The following is a 17,259-nucleotide window of genomic DNA, read 5'->3' as shown; positions in this document are numbered from 1 at the left end:
GACACGGAGGGCGCCGCGGTCGACGGCGCCCTCCGGTGCTCACCGGGTGCCGAGGAAACGGGCGAGGAACTCCGCGGCGAAGGCCGCCGCGTGCGCCGCCGCGATGGGCTGCCAACGCTCGTCGGAGCCCCCGGTCTTGTCGTCCAGCAGGTCCGAGATCCCCCGAACGACCAAGGCGTGGGTGCCCTCCTCCATGTAGGCGCCGTGCAGGAAGCCGTATCCCTCCATCTCCACGGCCACGGCGTCACCGCAGTAGTGGCGCAGTCGCTGGGCGGTCACCCCACCGCTGTCCGCGACGACCTTGCCGCCGGCGGCGATGGGGGCGACGACGGCCCGCGGTGGCCCGTTCGGTGAGGCCACCATGCTGCGCGAGGTCCACTCCGGGCGGGCCGCCACGTTCATCGCCCTCTGCACGGCGGAGTAGGACGGGGCCTTGGTGTGGGCCCGAGGCCGGTAGCCCTCCGGGGTCTCCTTCCCGGACTCCAGGTCGTAGATGGAGGAGGCCGCCACCACGTCGCCCAGCCCCAGATCCTTGATGCCTCCGGCCACGCCGACGAAGAGGATCGCCCGGGGTGAGAAGGCCGTACGCGCCCGCTCCAGGTGGGCGCCCGCCGAGGCGTTGCCCATCCCCACCTGGGCGACCGCCACGCGCAGGGGCGGATCCACCCCGATCAGGGAGCCCACCTGGTACAGGGTGCCCTTGGTCTCGCGTTCCTCCAAGGGCCCGTCCAACTGGTCGGTGACGGCCCGGTACTCGGTGGCGATGGCGGTGATCACCACGGCGTCGACGCTCACCGTCCCCGTGGCCTCCGTGGCCGCGTCGGCCGGCTTCGGGGCGTTCTCCTGGACCGTGGTGTGGTGGATGGTCGGGTTCGGGCCGAATTGGTTGCCGCCACTGTCGTGCATGTCCCCGCGGACTCGGTGGCCGTAGTGGTTCATTGTCTTGATCCTGGTCCGTTCGGTCGGTCAGCCGCCCGATGACTTGGTCGGGTTCGGGCCGAATTGGTTGCCGCCGCCGTCGTGCATGTCCCCGTGGACCTGGTGGCCGTAGTGGTTGAACTGCTGGAGGACCTGCTTGATCTGTTCGGTGTCGTAACCGGACTCGATCAGGACGTCGCGCACGCAGGTCATGACCTTCTCCCGGATGGCCCGATGGAACCTGTGGATGTCGTGGGACTGGAAGAGCTGGGAGAGTTCGTCGTTCGCGGCCCGTTCCCGGATTCCCAGGCGGGGCGCGTAGTCGAAGAGCTCGCCCTGTTCGGCCGCCCAGGTGTACTCCCGGTTGTTGCGCCTGGTGCGGCGCCTGGAACGCAGCCAGGTGACGCCTTCGGCGAGGAGCCGATCGGAGTCGGTGACGCAGTGGCGCGTCGAAGCCGAGAGCAGTTCCCAGACCTCTTCGAGGTTCCCGCCGGTGGGCAGAGGACCGGTGGGTGCCTGGTACTCCGGGGCGATCGGTGGCATGACCAGGCTCTCGCCCTCGATGCGCAGCTGTCCGCCGCGGACGGTCAGTCGGACGAAGACGGTCAGGACGACCTGCCCCTCCCACATGCGGACCCCGGCGGTCAGGAAGTGCCGGGCCCGTTCGTGTTCGGCGAAGGCGAACGTGCCGGCCCAGGCCGGGTGCAGGTTCCCGCGCTGTTCGTCCAACAGGCCGGGGATCAGGTCCCAGGCGTTGTCCTTCCTGATCCCGGAGAGGAAGACGCTGTCGGTCACCTCGACCGTGCGATGGCCGCCCAGGTGGGCGGAGTCGCCGCCGAGCGTGGGCAGCTCCCCGCGCAGGCGTTCGTACATCCGCGTCACCAACAGGTTCCTCTCGACCGGATCGACCCCGCCGGTGGTGGCGCTCCGGTCCGGACCGTCCTCGCTCGGGAACAGCTTCAGGGTGAGAGGCCAGGAGTCCCACCGCACCCCCGAACCCAGGAACGGGTTGAAGTCGGTGTAGAAGCTCACCGGTCGGGAACCGACCCCGCTGCCGGGTGCGGTCTCGTTGCTCCTGAGACGGATGTTCAGCAGCGCGGCGTTGGTGCGGTGCCGTGCCCAGTACGAGATCGCCACCATGGCGGAGAGGAGCAGGAGCGCGGACACCCACAGGGGGAACAAACGGAACACGGCGGCCGAGCTTTCGCCGGAGCCCTGGTCGCCGGCGAACGGGTCATCGCCGGCGAACAGGTCGCCACCGGAGGAGGAGGCATTGGTCAGGGCATCCGTGACCGCCAGGGCGAGGACCATCTGCCAGACGAGGACGAACAGGAGGCCGTGCAGGCCCAGACGTGGGATTCGAGAGGTCCAACCCAGTTCGGGGGTCGTGCGGATCCACGCCAGGTTCCGCAGGACCACGATCACGGTGAGGGCGGCCAGGGAGGCGATCGCGTTGAACACGAAACAGATCACGAGGACCACGGCGGCCCAGAGTCCGCCCAGGGCCAGGACCTGTCTGGCCCTCACCGCCTCGTTCACGACCCGGCCACTGGCCAGGCCCGGTTCCCGCGCGGGCACCCGCTGGTGGTGCTCCACGCGTTCCCGGATGATGTCGTCGCGCAGGTCGGTGCTCGACCAGACCGCGGAACGGAGACTGCGGGTGGAGTCGACGTAGGCGGCCCCGGCGATGATGTCCATCTGTTCGGGGGAAACCTGGGGGAATGGGGAGAGGTTATTTATTTCCGGATTCTGTTGCACCATGGAAAATCCCTTTCTGCGACTTGGGGAGATGCGCAGAGTTCCTTGGGTTTCAAAGGGATGCGAGGCGCCCGAAAGGCGTTTCCCGCGTGACCTCGACCGGCCGTTCGGTGCTGTCTCAGCTGCTTCCGGTCGGGCTCGTACGGTGATCAGTGGTGTGTTCTGGGACGCGTCCGGATTCCCACGCGACGCTGAAAGCGCGGAGGGCGAATTCGTAGAGTTTCCCTGGCCTGCGGACGACGATACACGGAGAGTTCCGGCCGTGTGTCGATTCTTCGTAAATGGTCAGAAAGGCCAGACGATCGGTCGCGATGATGCGGTACAGATGCGGGAGATCGTAGAAACGGACCTGTGCGCGTTCCTGGTTTCCCGAGGCCGCGCGAACGTAGTGGTAGTTGGCCAGCACCTGTTCGGCGAGGACGCCGGACCCGTAGCCGGGGTCGGAGGCGACCAGTTCCCCCTCGCGCTGGTCGAGCCATGACTCACGACCGTCGCCGGCGGGGGCGGGGTCGGGCAGGAGAACCCGGATGTGCGCCGGCGCCCGTCCCGCGCCGGCCCACAGTGGACGGAAGCCGTCCCGGGTGAGTTCGTTCCCCCGCCCGACCATGACGCGGACCCAGCGTGCCCGCCCGATCTCCCGGGCCAGTTCGTGGTTCGCGTCGCTCTGGTGGCGGTAGACCCTGACGTCGCCGAGTCCGCTCAGTCTGGAGAGCATGGACAGGATCCACCAGCGGGCCCTGCGGGAGAACATCCAGCCGCCGAGCACGGTCAGTGCGGTGGCCACGATCGAGCTGGCCACGCCGAGCGTGAATCCCGTCATGTGTGCTCCCGGAGGTGGGGGCGGTAGCCCGGTCCGACTTTTCGGGTCAGTTCGACCATAATCCGGCCGACCGGTTAAAGTCAACATGACCTTTAGTAGATTGGCGGGATGAACCGCAGTGTCGAGGCCCCGCTCCCGAGATTCCCCGTGTCCGTCACGGTCGACATCGTCATATTCACGATCCGTGACGACGAGTTGAGTGTCCTGCTGATCGAACGGGGCAAGGAACCCCACCTGGGCCGGAGCGCCCTCCCCGGCGGATACGTGCGGCCCGGTGAGGACCTGGACGGGGCGGCACTGCGCGAACTGGTGGAGGAGACGGGGCTCGACGGGCGATCCCTGCATCTGGAACAGCTACGAAGCTACGGGGCGCCCGACCGGGACCCGCGCGGACGCGTCATCACCGTCGCCTATCTCGCCCTCGGCCCGGACCTGCCCACCCCCACCGCCGGGACCGACGCCGCCGGGGCCGCGTGGACGCCCGTGGGCAAGGCGCTCGATCCGGGTTTCACGCTCTCCTTCGACCACCGGGCGATCCTCACCGACGCCGTCGAACGCGCCCGGGCCCAGCTGGAGTACACCACCGTGGCGGCGGGGTTCTGCCGTGAACCCTTCACCATCAGCGATCTGCGCAGGGTCTACGAGGTGATCTGGGGGGTGGCGCTGGACCCGAGCAACTTCCGGCGCAAGGTCACCAAGACGGCCGGGTTCGTGGAACCCACGGGGGAGCGCCGCGCCGCCGAGGCGGGACGGCCCGCCGCCCTGTACCGGTTCGGTGGTGCCCGGGTGCTCTACCCGCCGCTGCTCCGCACCGGCTGACGAGCGGCCCCGAACGGCACGGTGGCCGCGACACCCTGAAGGTTCAGGGTGTCGCGGCCACCGATGGACGCCGCGTTATTCGTCGCGGGTCCTACTCGTCGTCATCGTCGTCGATACGACGCTTCTTCTTGCCGTCGCGACCCGGGCGCAGCAGCGCCTCGGCCAGTGCCAGCACCGTCTCCTCCAGGGAGGAGAACCGCTTGGTGATGTCGTCGTGCGAGTTCTCCACCGCCTCGGTGACGGTCTCCTCGAACTCGTGCCGGTCGGGGCGCTGCTTGAGCTCGCGCAGGAGCGGCTCGACCGCGGAGGTGATGTGCGAGTCGATCTCGTCCAGCTTGCCGGAGTGGTCCTTTTGCGGACGGTCCACCAGTTCGGTCAGCCGACGGTGCACCTCGCTGACCTCCAGGGTCTGCGGGAGCTGGTTGAGTCGCTGGTTGAGCGCCTCCAGCCGGTCGTCGAAGGCCTCCATCCGGCCATCGACCCCTTCGAAGTGACCGCTGACCCCCTCGAACTGGCCCTCGACGCCGTTGACCCGGCCATCGATGCCGTCCAGGCGACCGTTGACCCCGTCGAGTCGGCCGTCCACCCGGTCGATCTTGCCCTCGACGCTCTCGAAGCTGCCCTCGAAGTGTCCCTCGAAGGTGTCGAACCGGTCGGTGAGCCTGCCCAGCTCGTGGTCGACCTTGCCGGTGATCTGCGACAGGTGGTTGTCCACCTTGCCGTTGATGGCCTCGCGGTGCCGCTCCAGCCGCTCGTCGAGCGCGCTCCGGTGGCTCTGGGTCTGCTCGGAGAGGGAATCGGTGAGCGTCTGGTGGCGTTCCTCGGTCTCCGTGGTGAACCGCTGGTGCGCCTCCTGGACGGAGGTGCGCAGCTCGGCCAGGTCCGTGGCGGTCTTCTCGGTGTCCTTGGTGACCTTGGCCGCCAAGGCGTCGGTGCGTTCGGTGACGGACTCGCGCAGGCCCTCGGCGGTCGCCTCGGCGTGCTCGCGGGTCTCGGTCCGGCCCAGCTCGATCTGTTCGTCCAGCTCCGACAGCCGCTGACGCAGGTGCGTACGCAGGTCGGTGAGGGAGGACTCGTGGTTCTCCCGCAACTTGGAGAGCGTGCCGGTGAGGTCGGCGACGGCGGCGGTCGCCTCGGCGTGGTTCTCCTCGGACTGGGTGCTGAGGTGGCCGACGCTCTCGGTGAACTTGCGGGTGAGGGCCTGGTGGCGCTCCTCGGAGGTCGTGGTCAGGGACTTGAGCCCCTCGGCCAGCTCCTTGTGGCGCTCGCCCAGTTCACCGGTGTTCTCCTGCAGGCGGGCCAGCAGGGTCTCGTTCTGCGCGGAGGCGCTCTCCTCGACGAGGGTGCGCAGTTCCGCGGTGCGGTCGGCGAGGGTGGTGTTGAGCTCGGCGCGGCTCTCCCGGACGGCTCCGCGGGTCTGCTCGACCGCCTCGTCCAAGGCTTCCTTGCCCTGGTCGAGCCTGCCGGTGAGCTCCTCGTGGCGCTCGCCGAGGGTGGTGTCCAGGGTGGCGATCGCGGTCTCGATCGCCTCGGTGCGACCGTTGAGGGTCTCCAAGGCGGTGTCGAGGGCGTCCAGGCGGGTGCCGAAGGTCTCGTTCAGCGCGGTGACGCGCTCGCCGACCTCCACGACCTGCTCCGCGGTCCGGGTTCCGGTCTCGGCCATGCGCTGGAGGCGGGTCAGGGCGGTGTCGAGGTGACCGGCGATGCGGTGGGTGTCCGCCCGGAGGGAGGGCATGTCCGACAGGGGCTTGACCTGCTGACCGACGACCTCTATGTGCTCGGCGAGGGCTTCGGCCCACTCCGGCGGACGGGCCAGGAAGTCGTCGATCCGACCGTCGACCGCGGTGATCGACGCGGCGAGGGCGGTGAGCTCGCGTTCGCGCAGCTCGCGCAGCAGCCACTCCATGCCTTCGAGACGCTGGCGCATCTCCTCGCTGACGGCTCCCTGGGACTTCTGCTCGGAGACGTGTTCTTGGGCGGCCTGGGACAGGAGGTCGCGCATCCGGTCGGAGACTCCGGCCTGACCGCCACCGTTGAGGAAGTTGTGATTGGTCTGTTCCACCGAGGTGCTCCTTATGGTTCTGGCGCTCCCGCCCTCGCCCGGGTCTTCGGACGGTGGAGGTTTCCGGGAGGGCGGGTTCTCGATGGTCCCCGGGCGGGTGGCGTGACGCGCCGACTGAGCCTCAACGTGACGAAAGTGTGACTGTGCGTACACATATGGGGCGTGGGCGCTGTGCCGGCTGAACCGCGAGGCGGAACCAACAAGCACGGCCTTCCGGGTGAACCCATGAGAAGGGGAAGTATGCGGCGGTCGCCAGTTTAACGACATCACTCGGCGTAACCAGGGGGGTCCACCAAAGATGTCGTTGTGCGAGGTAACGATATGGTCCGCGTGCGGTGACCGGAATGCGCGCGGGCCGTCGTCTCGAAGAACGAGAGAGTTCTACGGCGTCTCGATTTCGCGACACAGCAGGTAGAAGGGCCTTTCGCCGATTCGGGTGAGGACGACGGTCATCTTCTCCGGTCCGGACGCCTTCAGGTCGCGACGGAGTTTCTCCGTGTCCACCGCCGAACCTCGTTTCTTGATCGTTATCGTTCCGGCCCGATGGGCCCGCACCGAAGCGCGGAGTCGCTTCGCCGAGAACGGTGCGCACTCCACCACCTCCAGCACACGCCACAGCGGTGAGACCTCGACCCGATCCGAGGTGAAGTAGGCGATGCGCTCGTCCAGCAGGGCCCCGTCCACCCGGGCCGCCGCCTCGGCGACCAGGTGCGATCGGACCACCGCCGGATCCGGGTCGTAGAGGTAGCGGCGCGCCGCCGCCACCGGCGCGGGCCCCAGATCGGGATCGGCGTCCAGGTGCGCGACTGCCCCCTCGCTCGCCAACAGGCCGGGGCGCTCGTGCAACACCGTGGCACGCCGCCGAGGCCCCTCGGAGAGCGCCCCGAACCACAGGGCCGTCTCCTTCAGTTCGCCGTCCACCGAGATCCACTCCGCGGCGGCCGCGGGGGACAGGACCTCGTGCGGGATGCCCGGCGCTGCCTTCAGGCAGGCCGCGCCGGCCGCCTCGGCCAGGGCGGTGGCCACGTCCCACGGAGGTGAGTAGGCCGACGGGTCGAACACCCGACCACGGCCACCGCGGCGGGCGGGGTCGCAGAACAACAGGGGATGCTCGCCCAGGGCCACCTCGTTCACGTCGCCCTCGCGCACGCGGGCACGATCGGACAACCCCAAAGCCTCGATGTTGGCGCGCGCCACCGCGACCGTGAGGGGATCGGCGTCCACCCCTTCCACGGGAACGCCCACCTCGGCCAGGGCCAGTAGGTCGGCCCCCACGCCACAGCACAGGTCGCCGGCCGCGCCGGCGTCGCCCGCGCCCCTCAGGACGTCCTCGGCCACCTCGGCGACCCTTTCGGCGCGGTAGGCCGCGATCGAACCCCGGGTGGACTGCTCCAGACCGTCGGGGGTGAAGAACATCCGCGCCGCGCGCTCCCCGAACTTGGCACGTCCCCGCTCGCGCAGTCCCACCTGTGTCATCACCGCGTTGACCAACTCGGATACGGGCAGGTCCTGGTCCAAGGCGGCCACCGCCGGGTTCGCTCGCAGCCGAGAGGCCATCGACAGGGGATCCTTCGCGGCGGAGACGGGGTCCACCTCGGCGAGGACCTCCCGTCCCGCGTCGGTGAGCAGCGCCGAGAAGGCGGGAAGGCGCATGGATCCTCCAGCGGTGGGCACGACGAAATGGCGAGCCCGCCCCCGTGATCAGGACCCTCACCACATTTCCATTCTGGCACTCTCGGGGGTAGAGTGCTAATCGCGACGAGGCCGGTCTGGCACCCGCGACGACAGGCCGCCGCGGTCGCCCCTTTACGTAGTCGGTTCGTGCTACCGCACGGGCCGCTTTTGCAGGACATCGAACTTTGAAGGGGGAGGTCACTACCGTGTCGACCGCCACCAAGACCGTGCTGAAGCCGCTCGAAGACCGCGTCGTGGTCAAGACGCTGGAGGCCGAGCAGACCACCGCCTCCGGTCTGGTCATTCCGGACACCGCCAAGGAGAAGCCCCAGGAGGGCGAGGTCCTGGCCGTGGGCCCCGGCCGCTGGGACGACGAGGGTGACAAGCGCATCCCGCTGGACGTGAACGTCGGCGACGTCGTTCTCTACAGCAAGTACGGCGGCACCGAGGTCAAGTACGACGGCGTCGAGTACCTGGTGCTCTCCGCCCGCGACCTCCTCGCGGTCGTCGAGAAGTAGCTCTCGGCGTTCGATCCTCGACATCCCGCACCGGTCGGCCCTCGAAGCCGGGCGGGCGGGATGTCTTCGTTTTACGACCTCACAACGGTAAGAGGAAACAGCACAGATGCCGAAGATCCTGGAGTTCGAGGACGACGCCCGGCGCGCTCTCGAACGGGGCGTGAACCGTCTCGCCGACGCCGTGAAGGTGACGCTCGGCCCGCGCGGCCGCAACGTCGTCATCGACAAGAAGTTCGGCGCCCCCACCATCACGAACGACGGCGTGACCGTCGCCCGTGAGATCGAGCTGGACGAGCCCTACGAGAACCTGGGCGCCCAGCTGGTCAAGGAGGTCGCCACCAAGACCAACGACGCCGCGGGTGACGGAACCACCACCGCCACCGTGCTGGCCCAGGCGCTCGTGCGCGAGGGCCTGCGCAGCGTCGCCGCCGGCGCCTCCCCGATGTCCCTGAAGAAGGGCATCGACGCCGCCGCCCAGCAGGTGTCGCAGATCCTGCTGGAGCGCGCCGTCCCGATCAAGGAGCGTTCGGACATCGCCTACGTGGCGACGAACTCCGCTCAGGACGCCCAGATCGGCGACCTGATCGCCGAGGCGTTCGACAAGGTCGGCAAGGACGGTGTCATCACCGTCGAGGAGTCCCCGGCGTTCGGGCTGGAGCTCGACTTCACCGAGGGCCTGCAGTTCGACAAGGGCTACGTCTCTCCGTACTTCGTCACCGACGGGGACCGCCAGGAAGCCGTGCTGGAGGACGCCCTCGTCCTCATCAGCCAGGGCAAGATCGGCAACCTCAACGAGCTGCTGCCGCTCCTGGAGAAGGTCGTCCAGAGCAAGAAGCCGCTGCTGATCATCGCCGAGGACGTCGAGGGCGACGCCCTGGGTGCCCTGGTGCTGAACAAGATGCGCGGTGCGCTCAACGTCGCCGCGGTCAAGGCGCCCGGCTTCGGCGAGCGTCGCAAGGCCATGCTCCAGGACATCGCCGTGCTCACCGGCGGTCAGGTCATCTCCGAAGAGGTCGGCCTGTCCCTGGACAACGCCGAGCTGGACGCGCTGGGCACCGCCCGTCGCATCACCATCACCAAGGACGACACGACCATCGTCGACGGCGCCGGTGCGCAGGCCGACGTCGAGGACCGTGTCCGCCAGATCCGCAACGAGATCGAGGCCAGCGACTCCGACTGGGACCGCGAGAAGCTCCAGGAGCGTCTCGCCAAGCTCGCGGGCTGCGTCTCCGTGCTGAGCGTGGGCGCGGCCACCGAGATCGAGCTCAAGGAGAAGAAGCACCGTCTCGAGGACGCCATCTCGGCGACTCGTGCGGCCATCGAGGAGGGCATCGTCGCCGGCGGCGGCGCCTCCCTGGTGCACGCTTCCACCGCCCTGGGCGACCTGGGTCTGACCGGCGACGAGGCGACCGGTGTGTCCATCGTCCGTCGCGCGCTGGTCGAGCCGGCCCGGTGGATCGCGGAGAACGCGGGTGCCGAGGGCTACGTCGTCACCCACAAGATCTCCGAGCTGGAGGTCGGCCACGGGTTCAACGCCGCCACCGGCGTCTACGGCGACCTGACCGGTGAGGGCATCCTCGACCCGGTCAAGGTCTCCCGTTCCGCCGTCCAGAACGCCGCGTCCATCGCGGGCATGCTGCTGACCACCGAGGTGCTCATCGCGGACAAGCCCGAAGAGGGCGAGGGCGACGGTCACGCCCACTAACGGGGCGAGACGTCGAGGGGGCGGGCCGCCATGGTGTCCCGCCCCCGCTCGTTGAGGTGGGCCGGAGTGGTCGGTCTCACTATCATGAGGAGGGGTCGAAAGAGCCCCTTCTCTGCGGTGATTTCAGACCATTTTTCCAAAATGTAACCATTCCGTAGTTGCCGATTGGAGTGGTTGGGTCCCGTGATGCGGGCATCATTCCTAACGTGACGGATGCAGGCGCCCGGGGGGGCGTTACCGCGCAGCGGACAGGGACGCCCTCCAACGCGCGAGAAACGGGTTTGAACCACCTGGGATCGCTCGCCGTTCAAGGGGACGACGGGGCGATGGACTCGCTGCTGCGCGAGGTCCGACCCATGGTGGTGCGGTACTGCCACAGCAGACTGGCGCGGGTGTCGGGGTTGGCGCACCACTCCGACGACGTCGCGCAGGAGGTCTGCATCGCCCTGCTCACGGCGATCCCCCGATACCAGGACAGGGGCAGGCCCTTCGCCGCCTTCGTGTTCGGTATCGCGGCGCACAAGGTCGCCGACACCCTTCGGGTGGCCGGGCGGGTGGAGACGGTCCCCACCGACACGGTGCCGGAACCACCGGACGAGGGGCCGGGACCGGAAGAGGCCGCTGTGCGCGTCATCGAGGCACAGCGGGCCAGAGAACTCCTCGACGAGTTGCCCGAACAGCAGCGCAGACTGCTGGTGTTGCGGGTGATCACAGGACTGACAGCGGACGAGACGGGACATCTCCTTGGAATGTCGGCAGGGGCGGTACGGGTTGCCCAGCACCGAGCTATTGCTCGGCTTCGGAAGGTGGCCCTGGCGAACCGCGTCCTCCCATAAGGCCTCGATCGAGCACGGGCGCGTGCCCGGGCCGGGAAAGCGCACTTGTCCGAACCGCATCACCTTCCTCCCACCGGGCCGCACCGGGGGGTACTGCCGTTACCCCGATGCCTTGTCCCAGTGACCCTTCGGTGACCTCAGGGTCCGGGTGCGCCGTGACGTTGCGCACTTCCGGGCCACGGTGACGGGGCGAACAGTCCATTCCACCGGGAGAGCGCGGGACGACGTCCTAGGATGAGACGACACGCGGGGGCGATCCGCGCAGGTGTTGCCGGTCAACAGCGGAGGTTGTGTCATGAGCCAGGAGTACAGCGAATACGGGGACAAACTGCTCCCGCCAGGGCTGACCTACGACGACGTCCTGTTGGTACCGGCCTACTCCGACCTCCAGCCCGGCGAGGTGAACACCGCCACCCGGCTGTCCCGCAACATCGACCTCAGCATCCCGCTGCTGTCCGCGGCGATGGACACCGTCACCGAGGCCCGCATGGCCGTGGCCATGGCCCGCCAGGGCGGTGCCGGCGTTCTGCACCGCAACCTCTCCGCCGAGGACCAGGCCGGCCACATCGACCTGGTCAAACGCTCCGAGGCCGGCATGGTCACCGACCCGGTCACCTGCAAGCCCGAGGACGACCTCGCCGAGGTCGAGCGCCTGTGCGCCCACTACCGCATCTCCGGTGTCCCGGTCACCGACGCCGACGGCAGGCTCGTCGGCATCGTCACCAACCGCGACATGCGCTTCGAGGACGATCGCACCCGCCTGGTGCGCGAGGTCATGACCACCGAGAACCTGGTCACCGCCCCCGTGGGGGTCAGCCGTGCACGGGCCTTCGAGCTGCTGCGCGAGCACAAGGTCGAGAAGCTTCCGCTGGTGGACGCCGACAACCGCCTCCGCGGTCTCATCACCGTCAAGGACTTCATCAAGAGCGAGCAGTTCCCCAACGCCACCAAGGACGCCGACGGCCGTCTCGTCGTCGGTGGCGCCGTGGGCGTGGGCACCGAGGCGGAGGAGCGCGCCAAGCTGCTCATCGACGCCGGGGTCGACTTCATCGTCGTCGACACGGCGCACGGTCACTCCGCGGGGCTCGCCGACATGATCTCCAAGCTCAAGGCCAACTCCCGAGCCGACATCGTCGCCGGCAACATCGCCACCCGCGCCGGAGCCCAGCTGCTCATCGACGCCGGCGCCGACGCCGTCAAGGTCGGTGTGGGGCCGGGCTCCATCTGCACCACTCGTGTGGTCGCCGGTGTGGGAGCCCCGCAGCTCACCGCCATCCTGGAGGCCGCCAAGGCCTGTGGCCCGGCCGGGGTCCCGCTCATCGCCGACGGTGGTCTGCAGTACTCCGGCGAGATCGCCAAGGCCCTCACCGCGGGCGCGAGCACCGTCATGCTCGGCAGCCTCCTGGCCGGTGTGGAGGAGAGCCCGGGCGAGCTCATCTTCATCAACGGCAAGCAGTTCAAGGCCTACCGCGGCATGGGATCGCTGGGCGCCATGCGCGGCCGTTCCTTCTCCAAGGACCGCTACGCCCAGGCCGAGGTCTCCTCCGAGGACAAACTCGTCCCCGAGGGCATCGAGGGCCAGGTGCCCTTCCGCGGCCCGCTCTCGTCCGTCGCCCACCAGCTCGTCGGTGGTCTGCACCAGTCCATGTGGTACGCGGGCAGCCGCACCGTGTCCGAACTGCGCGAACGCGGACAGCTCATGCGCATCACCAGCGCCGGGCTGCGCGAGAGCCACCCGCACGACATCAAGATGACGGTGGAAGCGCCCAACTACAACGCCCGCTGAACCACGAGCGGGAATGAGAGGGTGACCGTGGACGGATAGACTCACGTCCGCGGTCATCGCGCCGGTCGACCGATCGGCGCCGCACGTCAGAGGGGAATCGAAGCGTTGGCTCAGGTGGAGATCGGGCTGGGCAAGAATGGGCGTCGCGCCTACGAACTCGATGAGATCGGGATCGTGCCGGCCCGGCGAACCCGAGACCCGGAAGAAGTGTCGATCTCCTGGCAGATCGACGCGTACCGGTTCGAGACGCCCCTTGTGGTCAGCCCCATGGACAGTGTCGCCTCACCCCAGACCGTCGTCGCGGTCGGGCAACAGGGCGGCCTCGGCGTCTTGGACCTGGAAGGTCTGTGGACCCGGTACGAGGACCCGGAGCCGCTGCTCCAGGAGATCCGCGAACTCGACGACCTGGCCGCCACCAAGCGGCTCCAGGAGATCTACGCCGCCCCCATCCAGGAGGAGCTGATCGGCCGCCGGATCGCGGAGATCCGTGACGCCGGCCTGGTCACCGCGGCCCGTCTGTCGCCGCAGCGCACCGCCCAGTACCACAGGGCGGTCGTCGACGCGGGCGTGGACATCTTCGTCATCCGCGGCACCACGGTCTCCGCCGAGCACGTCTCCGGTCGGGCCGAGCCGCTCAACCTCAAGCAGTTCATCTACGACCTCGACGTCCCCGTCGTGGTCGGTGGCTGCGCCACCTACACCGCCGCCCTGCACCTGATGCGCACCGGCGCCGCCGGCGTGCTCGTCGGCTTCGGTGGCGGTTCGGGCCACACCACCCGTTCGGTGCTGGGTGTGGCGGTTCCCATGGCCAGCGCCATCGGTGACGTCGCCGCGGCCCGACGCGACTACCTGGACGAGTCCGGTGGCCGCTACGTGCACGTACTCGCCGACGGCGGTATGACCGGCAGCGGCGACATCGCCAAGGCCCTGGCCTGCGGCGCCGACGCCGTCATGGTCGGTTCCCCGCTGGCCCGCGCCACCGAGGCGCCCGGCCGCGGCTACCACTGGGGCAGTGAGGCTCACCACGGTGAGCTTCCTCGCGGCGAGCGGGTCAACGTCGGCACCATCGGCGACCTCAAGTCGATCCTGCACGGCCCCGCCTCCACCAGCGATGGCTCCATGAACCTCATGGGCGCCCTGCGCCGGACCATGGCGACCTCCGGTTACTCGGACCTGAAGGAGTTCCAGCGGGTCGAGGTCGTCGTCAACCCGCACCGGTAGACACGACCGCGAACACGCGCCGAGACCCTTCGAGGACGCCCCGCTCACCCGCGGGGCGTCCTTCGTCCGTTCCGGGGGTCCATGCCCGCACCGGTGAGATCCGGTCGAGACCGTGTGCGACCATGGGTCGAGTTTTGTTGTCTCGTGATGTCTTGGTGACCTTTCCTTGGGGAGGACTGCATGGGTGACAGCGTGAGCGGCGCCCGGCGGCGCCGAAGCCGGGGGCCGGCGATCGCGGTCAGCCTCGCCTTGGCCGTGTGCCTACTGGTGACGGTCGGGGTCGTGGCCCTGGTCGGGAGGGTGTCCACCGCGCTCAACGAGTGGGAACCGCCGACCGCCACCTCCGTCGACCCCTCGGACGGGACCATCGCCACCCCGCCGCACGACGAGCTGACCGGACCCCCCGAACACACCGGGGTGGCGGCGCGTACCGACGACGCGACCGGAGAGCCCGGTGAGGCCGGCGCGGACGAACAGTCTCGTCCCGCACCGGGCCCGCAGCGCCCCGACGACACCTGGCTGGACGAGGTCTCCGACGGGACCGGGATCCCGCGTCGTGTCCTGGAGGGCTACGCGAGCGCACAACTGGTGCTCGACGAGGAACAGGCCGAGTGCGGCATGTCCTGGCCGACCCTGGCCGGGATCGGGTTCATCGAGTCCCGGCACGGCACCTACGCGGGCGGTGAGGTCGGTTCGGACGGCAACACCACGGTGGACGTCATCGGCATCGCACTCGACGGCACCAACAACACCCGGGCCATCCCGGACACCGAGGGCGGTGAGCTGGACGGGGACACCGAGTGGGATCGGGCGGTCGGCCCGATGCAGTTCATCCCGGTCACCTGGGCGAAGTGGGGCGAGTCACTGGAGGGTGACGGCGACCCCGACCCGCACAACATCGACGACGCGGCCCTGTCCTCCGCCCGCTACCTGTGCGAGGACGGCCGGGACCTGAGCACGACCGAGGACTGGGAGGACGCGATCTTCGAGTACAACCGGTCCGACAGCTACCGGGACGACGTCCTCGCCTACGCCCACGCCTACGCCGACGCCTCCTGAGACGTTCCCCGGTCCCGCACCCAGGCCCAGGCCTGCTCTTCCTCGTCGACCTCGAAGAAGCGCAGGTCCATGTCGACGAAGGCGTCCGCCAACGTGGTGAGGTACTCGACGACCCGGCTGTCGCCCACCACCGCGTAACGCTCGATCCCGCCGAAGTGCTCCTTGGCGAAACGCAGCCGCTCGGCCAGGGTGGGCGTCTCCCCGGTCGGCCACCCGTGGACCCGGATGAGGAGGCGCACCGCGCTGAACCGGTCGATGGCACGGCGCACCTCGCCCAGAAGTTCCTCGAACGAGCTCTGGGAGATGGTGCCCTCCACCTCGAACCCGAGCACGTCGTCGTCGCCGGAGTCCAATCTCCTGTACATGGTCCCTCCGTTCCTCGAATGGCGGCGTGCCGGCGCACCTACCCGTTCAACGAGGTGACCATGCGTTCCAGGAACCAGGGTTGTCCACAGGCGGGACGACGTCGGGTGGTGCCGGGGCCCCTATCCATGGTCTTCTCGACATATAGGGGAGCCCCGGCTCCCGCCGGCATCGGCGTGCCCGGAACTCAGGGCAGCGTGTACTCGAAGACGTAGGCCACCGACGGCTCCCCGTGCACGGCCACGTACCGGCCGGTGCCCCGCAGCCCCGTCAGCTCCCCGGTGCCGGACACCACCTCGAACGTGCAGCGCACCTCGCCCCGCCCGGCGAAGGTTCCCCGCTCCTCCACGATGAAAGCGCCGGCCCGCCCGTCCAACGTGCCGTTCAGCCGCTGGAAACCGGCGAACGACCCGGTCCCGTCCTCCAGGTAGACGAACGTGTAGGCGCAGTCGGTGTCGGCCGCTTCGATCCCGCCGCTGTAGTCGTTGATCACGCGAGCCCTCGCGAGCTTGGGCGAGGGACCCTCGGACAGCTCCTCCTCCTTCCAGTCCTTGAAGGTGAAAGTGCCCTCGGTGCGTGTGGTCGTCTGCGTCATGGTCTCGCTCCCGGTTCTTTCGGTTCCCCTGTGTTCGGAGCCCCTGTGTTCGGATCTCCTGTGCTTCGAAGACCAGCTTCGTCGGGGTACCTGACATCTGCTGTCAGGTACGGAGAGAATGTTCGTATGCGCGCCGATCGGCTTGTCTCCCTGCTCCTGCTGTTGCAGAACCGCGGCCGGATGACCGCGCCCGAACTCTCCACGGAACTGGAGGTGTCGGTGCGCACCGTCTACCGGGACGTGGAGGCGCTCGGCGCGGCCGGAGTCCCGGTGCTCGCCGACCGTGGACCCGCAGGCGGCTACCGCCTGGTGGACGGCTACCGCACCCGGCTGACCGGGCTCACCGACGCCGAAGCGGAGTCCCTGTTCCTCATCGGGGTCCCCACCGCGGCACGCGACCTGGGGTTGGACGCGGTACTCACGACCGCCCGACACAAACTGCGTGCCGCACTACCCGGCCCACTCGCCGAACGCGCCGCCCGCGCCCAGGACCGCTTTCACCTGGACGCCCCCGCCTGGTTCCGAGACGCCGATGAGGTCCCGCACCTGGGCGTCGTCACCGAAGCGGTGTGGGAGCGGCGGGTTCTGCGGGTCCGGTATCTGCGCTGGCGAGGCGAGGTGGAACGGGAACTGCGCCCGCTCGGCATCGTGCTCAAGGGCGGCACCTGGTACCTGGCGGCCCTGGCCGGCGAAGGGGAGGAGCCGTCGGTGCGCACCTACCGAGTGTCACGAGTGCAGGAGGCCCGGCCGACCGGCGAGCTCTTCGACCGGCCGACCGGCTTCGACCTGGTCGCGTACTGGGAGGAGTCGGCCCGCCGGTTGGAAGAGTCGGTGCTCCAGGGAACCGCCCACCTGCGCTTGGCCCCGGAAGCGGTGAAACTGCTGCCGATGCGCTTCGGAGCGATAGGGCGCCGCGCCTTGGAAGCGGCCGACCCGCCGGCGGCCGACGGGTGGGTGGAAGTGCACATGGAGGTGGAGTCGCCGGCAGTGGCCGTGGGAGACCTGCTGCGCATGGGGGCGAGCGCGGAAGTACTGGGCCCGACGGGGCTGCGGAGGGCCGTAGCAGCGGAGGCGGCGGAGCTGGCTCGTCTCTACGGGGGAGTGGAGTAGGGGTGGGAATGTGCG

The 17,259-nt window shown here is 69.1% G+C and carries 15 protein-coding genes; 8 read left to right on the top strand and 7 right to left on the bottom strand.

All coding sequences use genetic code 11. The features are described from left to right. Nucleotides 1-39: 39 nt before the first annotated feature. The 3 genes from BQ8420_RS03640 to BQ8420_RS03630 all read right to left on the bottom strand — a co-directional run bounded on the left by BQ8420_RS03640 (nt 40) and on the right by BQ8420_RS03630 (nt 3,496). Nucleotides 40-939 carry a 5'-methylthioadenosine/S-adenosylhomocysteine nucleosidase gene (locus BQ8420_RS03640; protein WP_087096377.1) on the bottom strand — a complete coding sequence of 300 codons (900 nt, stop codon included), beginning with the start codon at nt 937-939 and terminating at the stop codon, nt 40-42. A 27-nt stretch (nt 940-966) separates the two neighbouring features. Then, nucleotides 967-2,679 carry a hypothetical protein gene (locus BQ8420_RS03635; RefSeq protein WP_143847097.1) on the bottom strand — a complete coding sequence of 571 codons (1,713 nt, stop codon included), beginning with the start codon at nt 2,677-2,679 and terminating at the stop codon, nt 967-969. A gap of 115 nt (nt 2,680-2,794) precedes the next feature. Continuing rightward, a complete protein-coding gene (locus BQ8420_RS03630; protein WP_087096375.1) occupies nt 2,795-3,496 on the bottom strand; it encodes a hypothetical protein in 702 nt (233 codons plus the stop codon). Nucleotides 3,497-3,604: 108 nt separating this feature from the next. On the opposite strand from BQ8420_RS03630, the gene BQ8420_RS03625 reads away from it, so the two are divergent. Continuing rightward, complete coding sequence (locus tag BQ8420_RS03625) at nt 3,605-4,315, top strand: NUDIX domain-containing protein (RefSeq protein ID WP_087096374.1); 711 nt, start codon at nt 3,605-3,607, stop codon at nt 4,313-4,315. 91 nt (nt 4,316-4,406) lie between these two features. Here BQ8420_RS03625 and BQ8420_RS03620 read toward each other — a convergent pair whose 3' ends face one another. After that, on the bottom strand, nt 4,407-6,377 hold the full coding sequence (locus BQ8420_RS03620; protein ID WP_087096373.1) for a hypothetical protein: 1,971 nt from the start codon (nt 6,375-6,377) through the stop codon (nt 4,407-4,409). 381 nt (nt 6,378-6,758) lie between these two features. Continuing rightward, nucleotides 6,759-8,030: a class I SAM-dependent methyltransferase gene (locus tag BQ8420_RS03615; RefSeq protein ID WP_087096372.1), complete on the bottom strand. Its 1,272-nt coding sequence runs from the start codon at nt 8,028-8,030 to the stop codon at nt 6,759-6,761. 227 nt (nt 8,031-8,257) lie between these two features. Here BQ8420_RS03615 and groES point away from each other — a divergent pair, with 227 nt between their 5' ends. The 6 genes from groES to BQ8420_RS03585 all read left to right on the top strand — a co-directional run bounded on the left by groES (nt 8,258) and on the right by BQ8420_RS03585 (nt 15,176). Then, entirely contained in the window at nt 8,258-8,569 is a 312-nt protein-coding gene (gene groES / locus BQ8420_RS03610) for a co-chaperone GroES (protein ID WP_087096465.1), read from the top strand. Nucleotides 8,570-8,675: 106 nt separating this feature from the next. Then, a complete protein-coding gene (gene groL / locus BQ8420_RS03605; RefSeq protein ID WP_087096371.1) occupies nt 8,676-10,274 on the top strand; it encodes a chaperonin GroEL in 1,599 nt (532 codons plus the stop codon). Nucleotides 10,275-10,480: 206 nt separating this feature from the next. Beyond that, complete coding sequence (gene shbA, locus BQ8420_RS03600) at nt 10,481-11,110, top strand: RNA polymerase sigma factor ShbA (protein ID WP_087096464.1); 630 nt, start codon at nt 10,481-10,483, stop codon at nt 11,108-11,110. Nucleotides 11,111-11,405: 295 nt separating this feature from the next. Next, on the top strand, nt 11,406-12,896 hold the full coding sequence (gene guaB / locus BQ8420_RS03595) for an IMP dehydrogenase (RefSeq protein ID WP_087096370.1): 1,491 nt from the start codon (nt 11,406-11,408) through the stop codon (nt 12,894-12,896). A gap of 114 nt (nt 12,897-13,010) precedes the next feature. Beyond that, nucleotides 13,011-14,117 (top strand): GuaB3 family IMP dehydrogenase-related protein, encoded by a 1,107-nt coding sequence (locus BQ8420_RS03590; protein ID WP_087096369.1) that lies wholly within the window; start codon nt 13,011-13,013, stop codon nt 14,115-14,117. Nucleotides 14,118-14,297: 180 nt separating this feature from the next. Further along, nucleotides 14,298-15,176, top strand: a complete 879-nt coding sequence (locus BQ8420_RS03585; protein WP_087096368.1) for a lytic transglycosylase domain-containing protein — start codon at nt 14,298-14,300, stop codon at nt 15,174-15,176. On the opposite strand, the gene BQ8420_RS03580 is transcribed toward BQ8420_RS03585, so the two are convergent. Together BQ8420_RS03580 and BQ8420_RS03575 are read right to left on the bottom strand one after the other, a co-directional pair. Then, nucleotides 15,158-15,541, bottom strand: coding sequence for an STAS/SEC14 domain-containing protein (locus BQ8420_RS03580; protein ID WP_087096367.1), 384 nt, complete (start codon nt 15,539-15,541; stop codon nt 15,158-15,160). The genes BQ8420_RS03585 and BQ8420_RS03580 overlap by 19 nt on opposite strands. Before the next feature lie 185 nt (nt 15,542-15,726). Beyond that, nucleotides 15,727-16,134, bottom strand: coding sequence for a DUF3224 domain-containing protein (locus tag BQ8420_RS03575; protein WP_087096366.1), 408 nt, complete (start codon nt 16,132-16,134; stop codon nt 15,727-15,729). A 126-nt stretch (nt 16,135-16,260) separates the two neighbouring features. Here BQ8420_RS03575 and BQ8420_RS03570 point away from each other — a divergent pair, with 126 nt between their 5' ends. Beyond that, complete coding sequence (locus tag BQ8420_RS03570) at nt 16,261-17,244, top strand: YafY family protein (RefSeq protein ID WP_087096365.1); 984 nt, start codon at nt 16,261-16,263, stop codon at nt 17,242-17,244. The last annotated feature ends 15 nt before the right edge of the window (nt 17,245-17,259 follow it).

Source organism: Nocardiopsis sp. JB363, assembly GCF_900143625.1.
Taxonomy (GTDB): domain Bacteria; phylum Actinomycetota; class Actinomycetes; order Streptosporangiales; family Streptosporangiaceae; genus Nocardiopsis.
The sequence above is the reverse complement of the archived record's forward strand: the minus strand, read 5'-3'. Positions and strand labels throughout refer to the sequence as shown.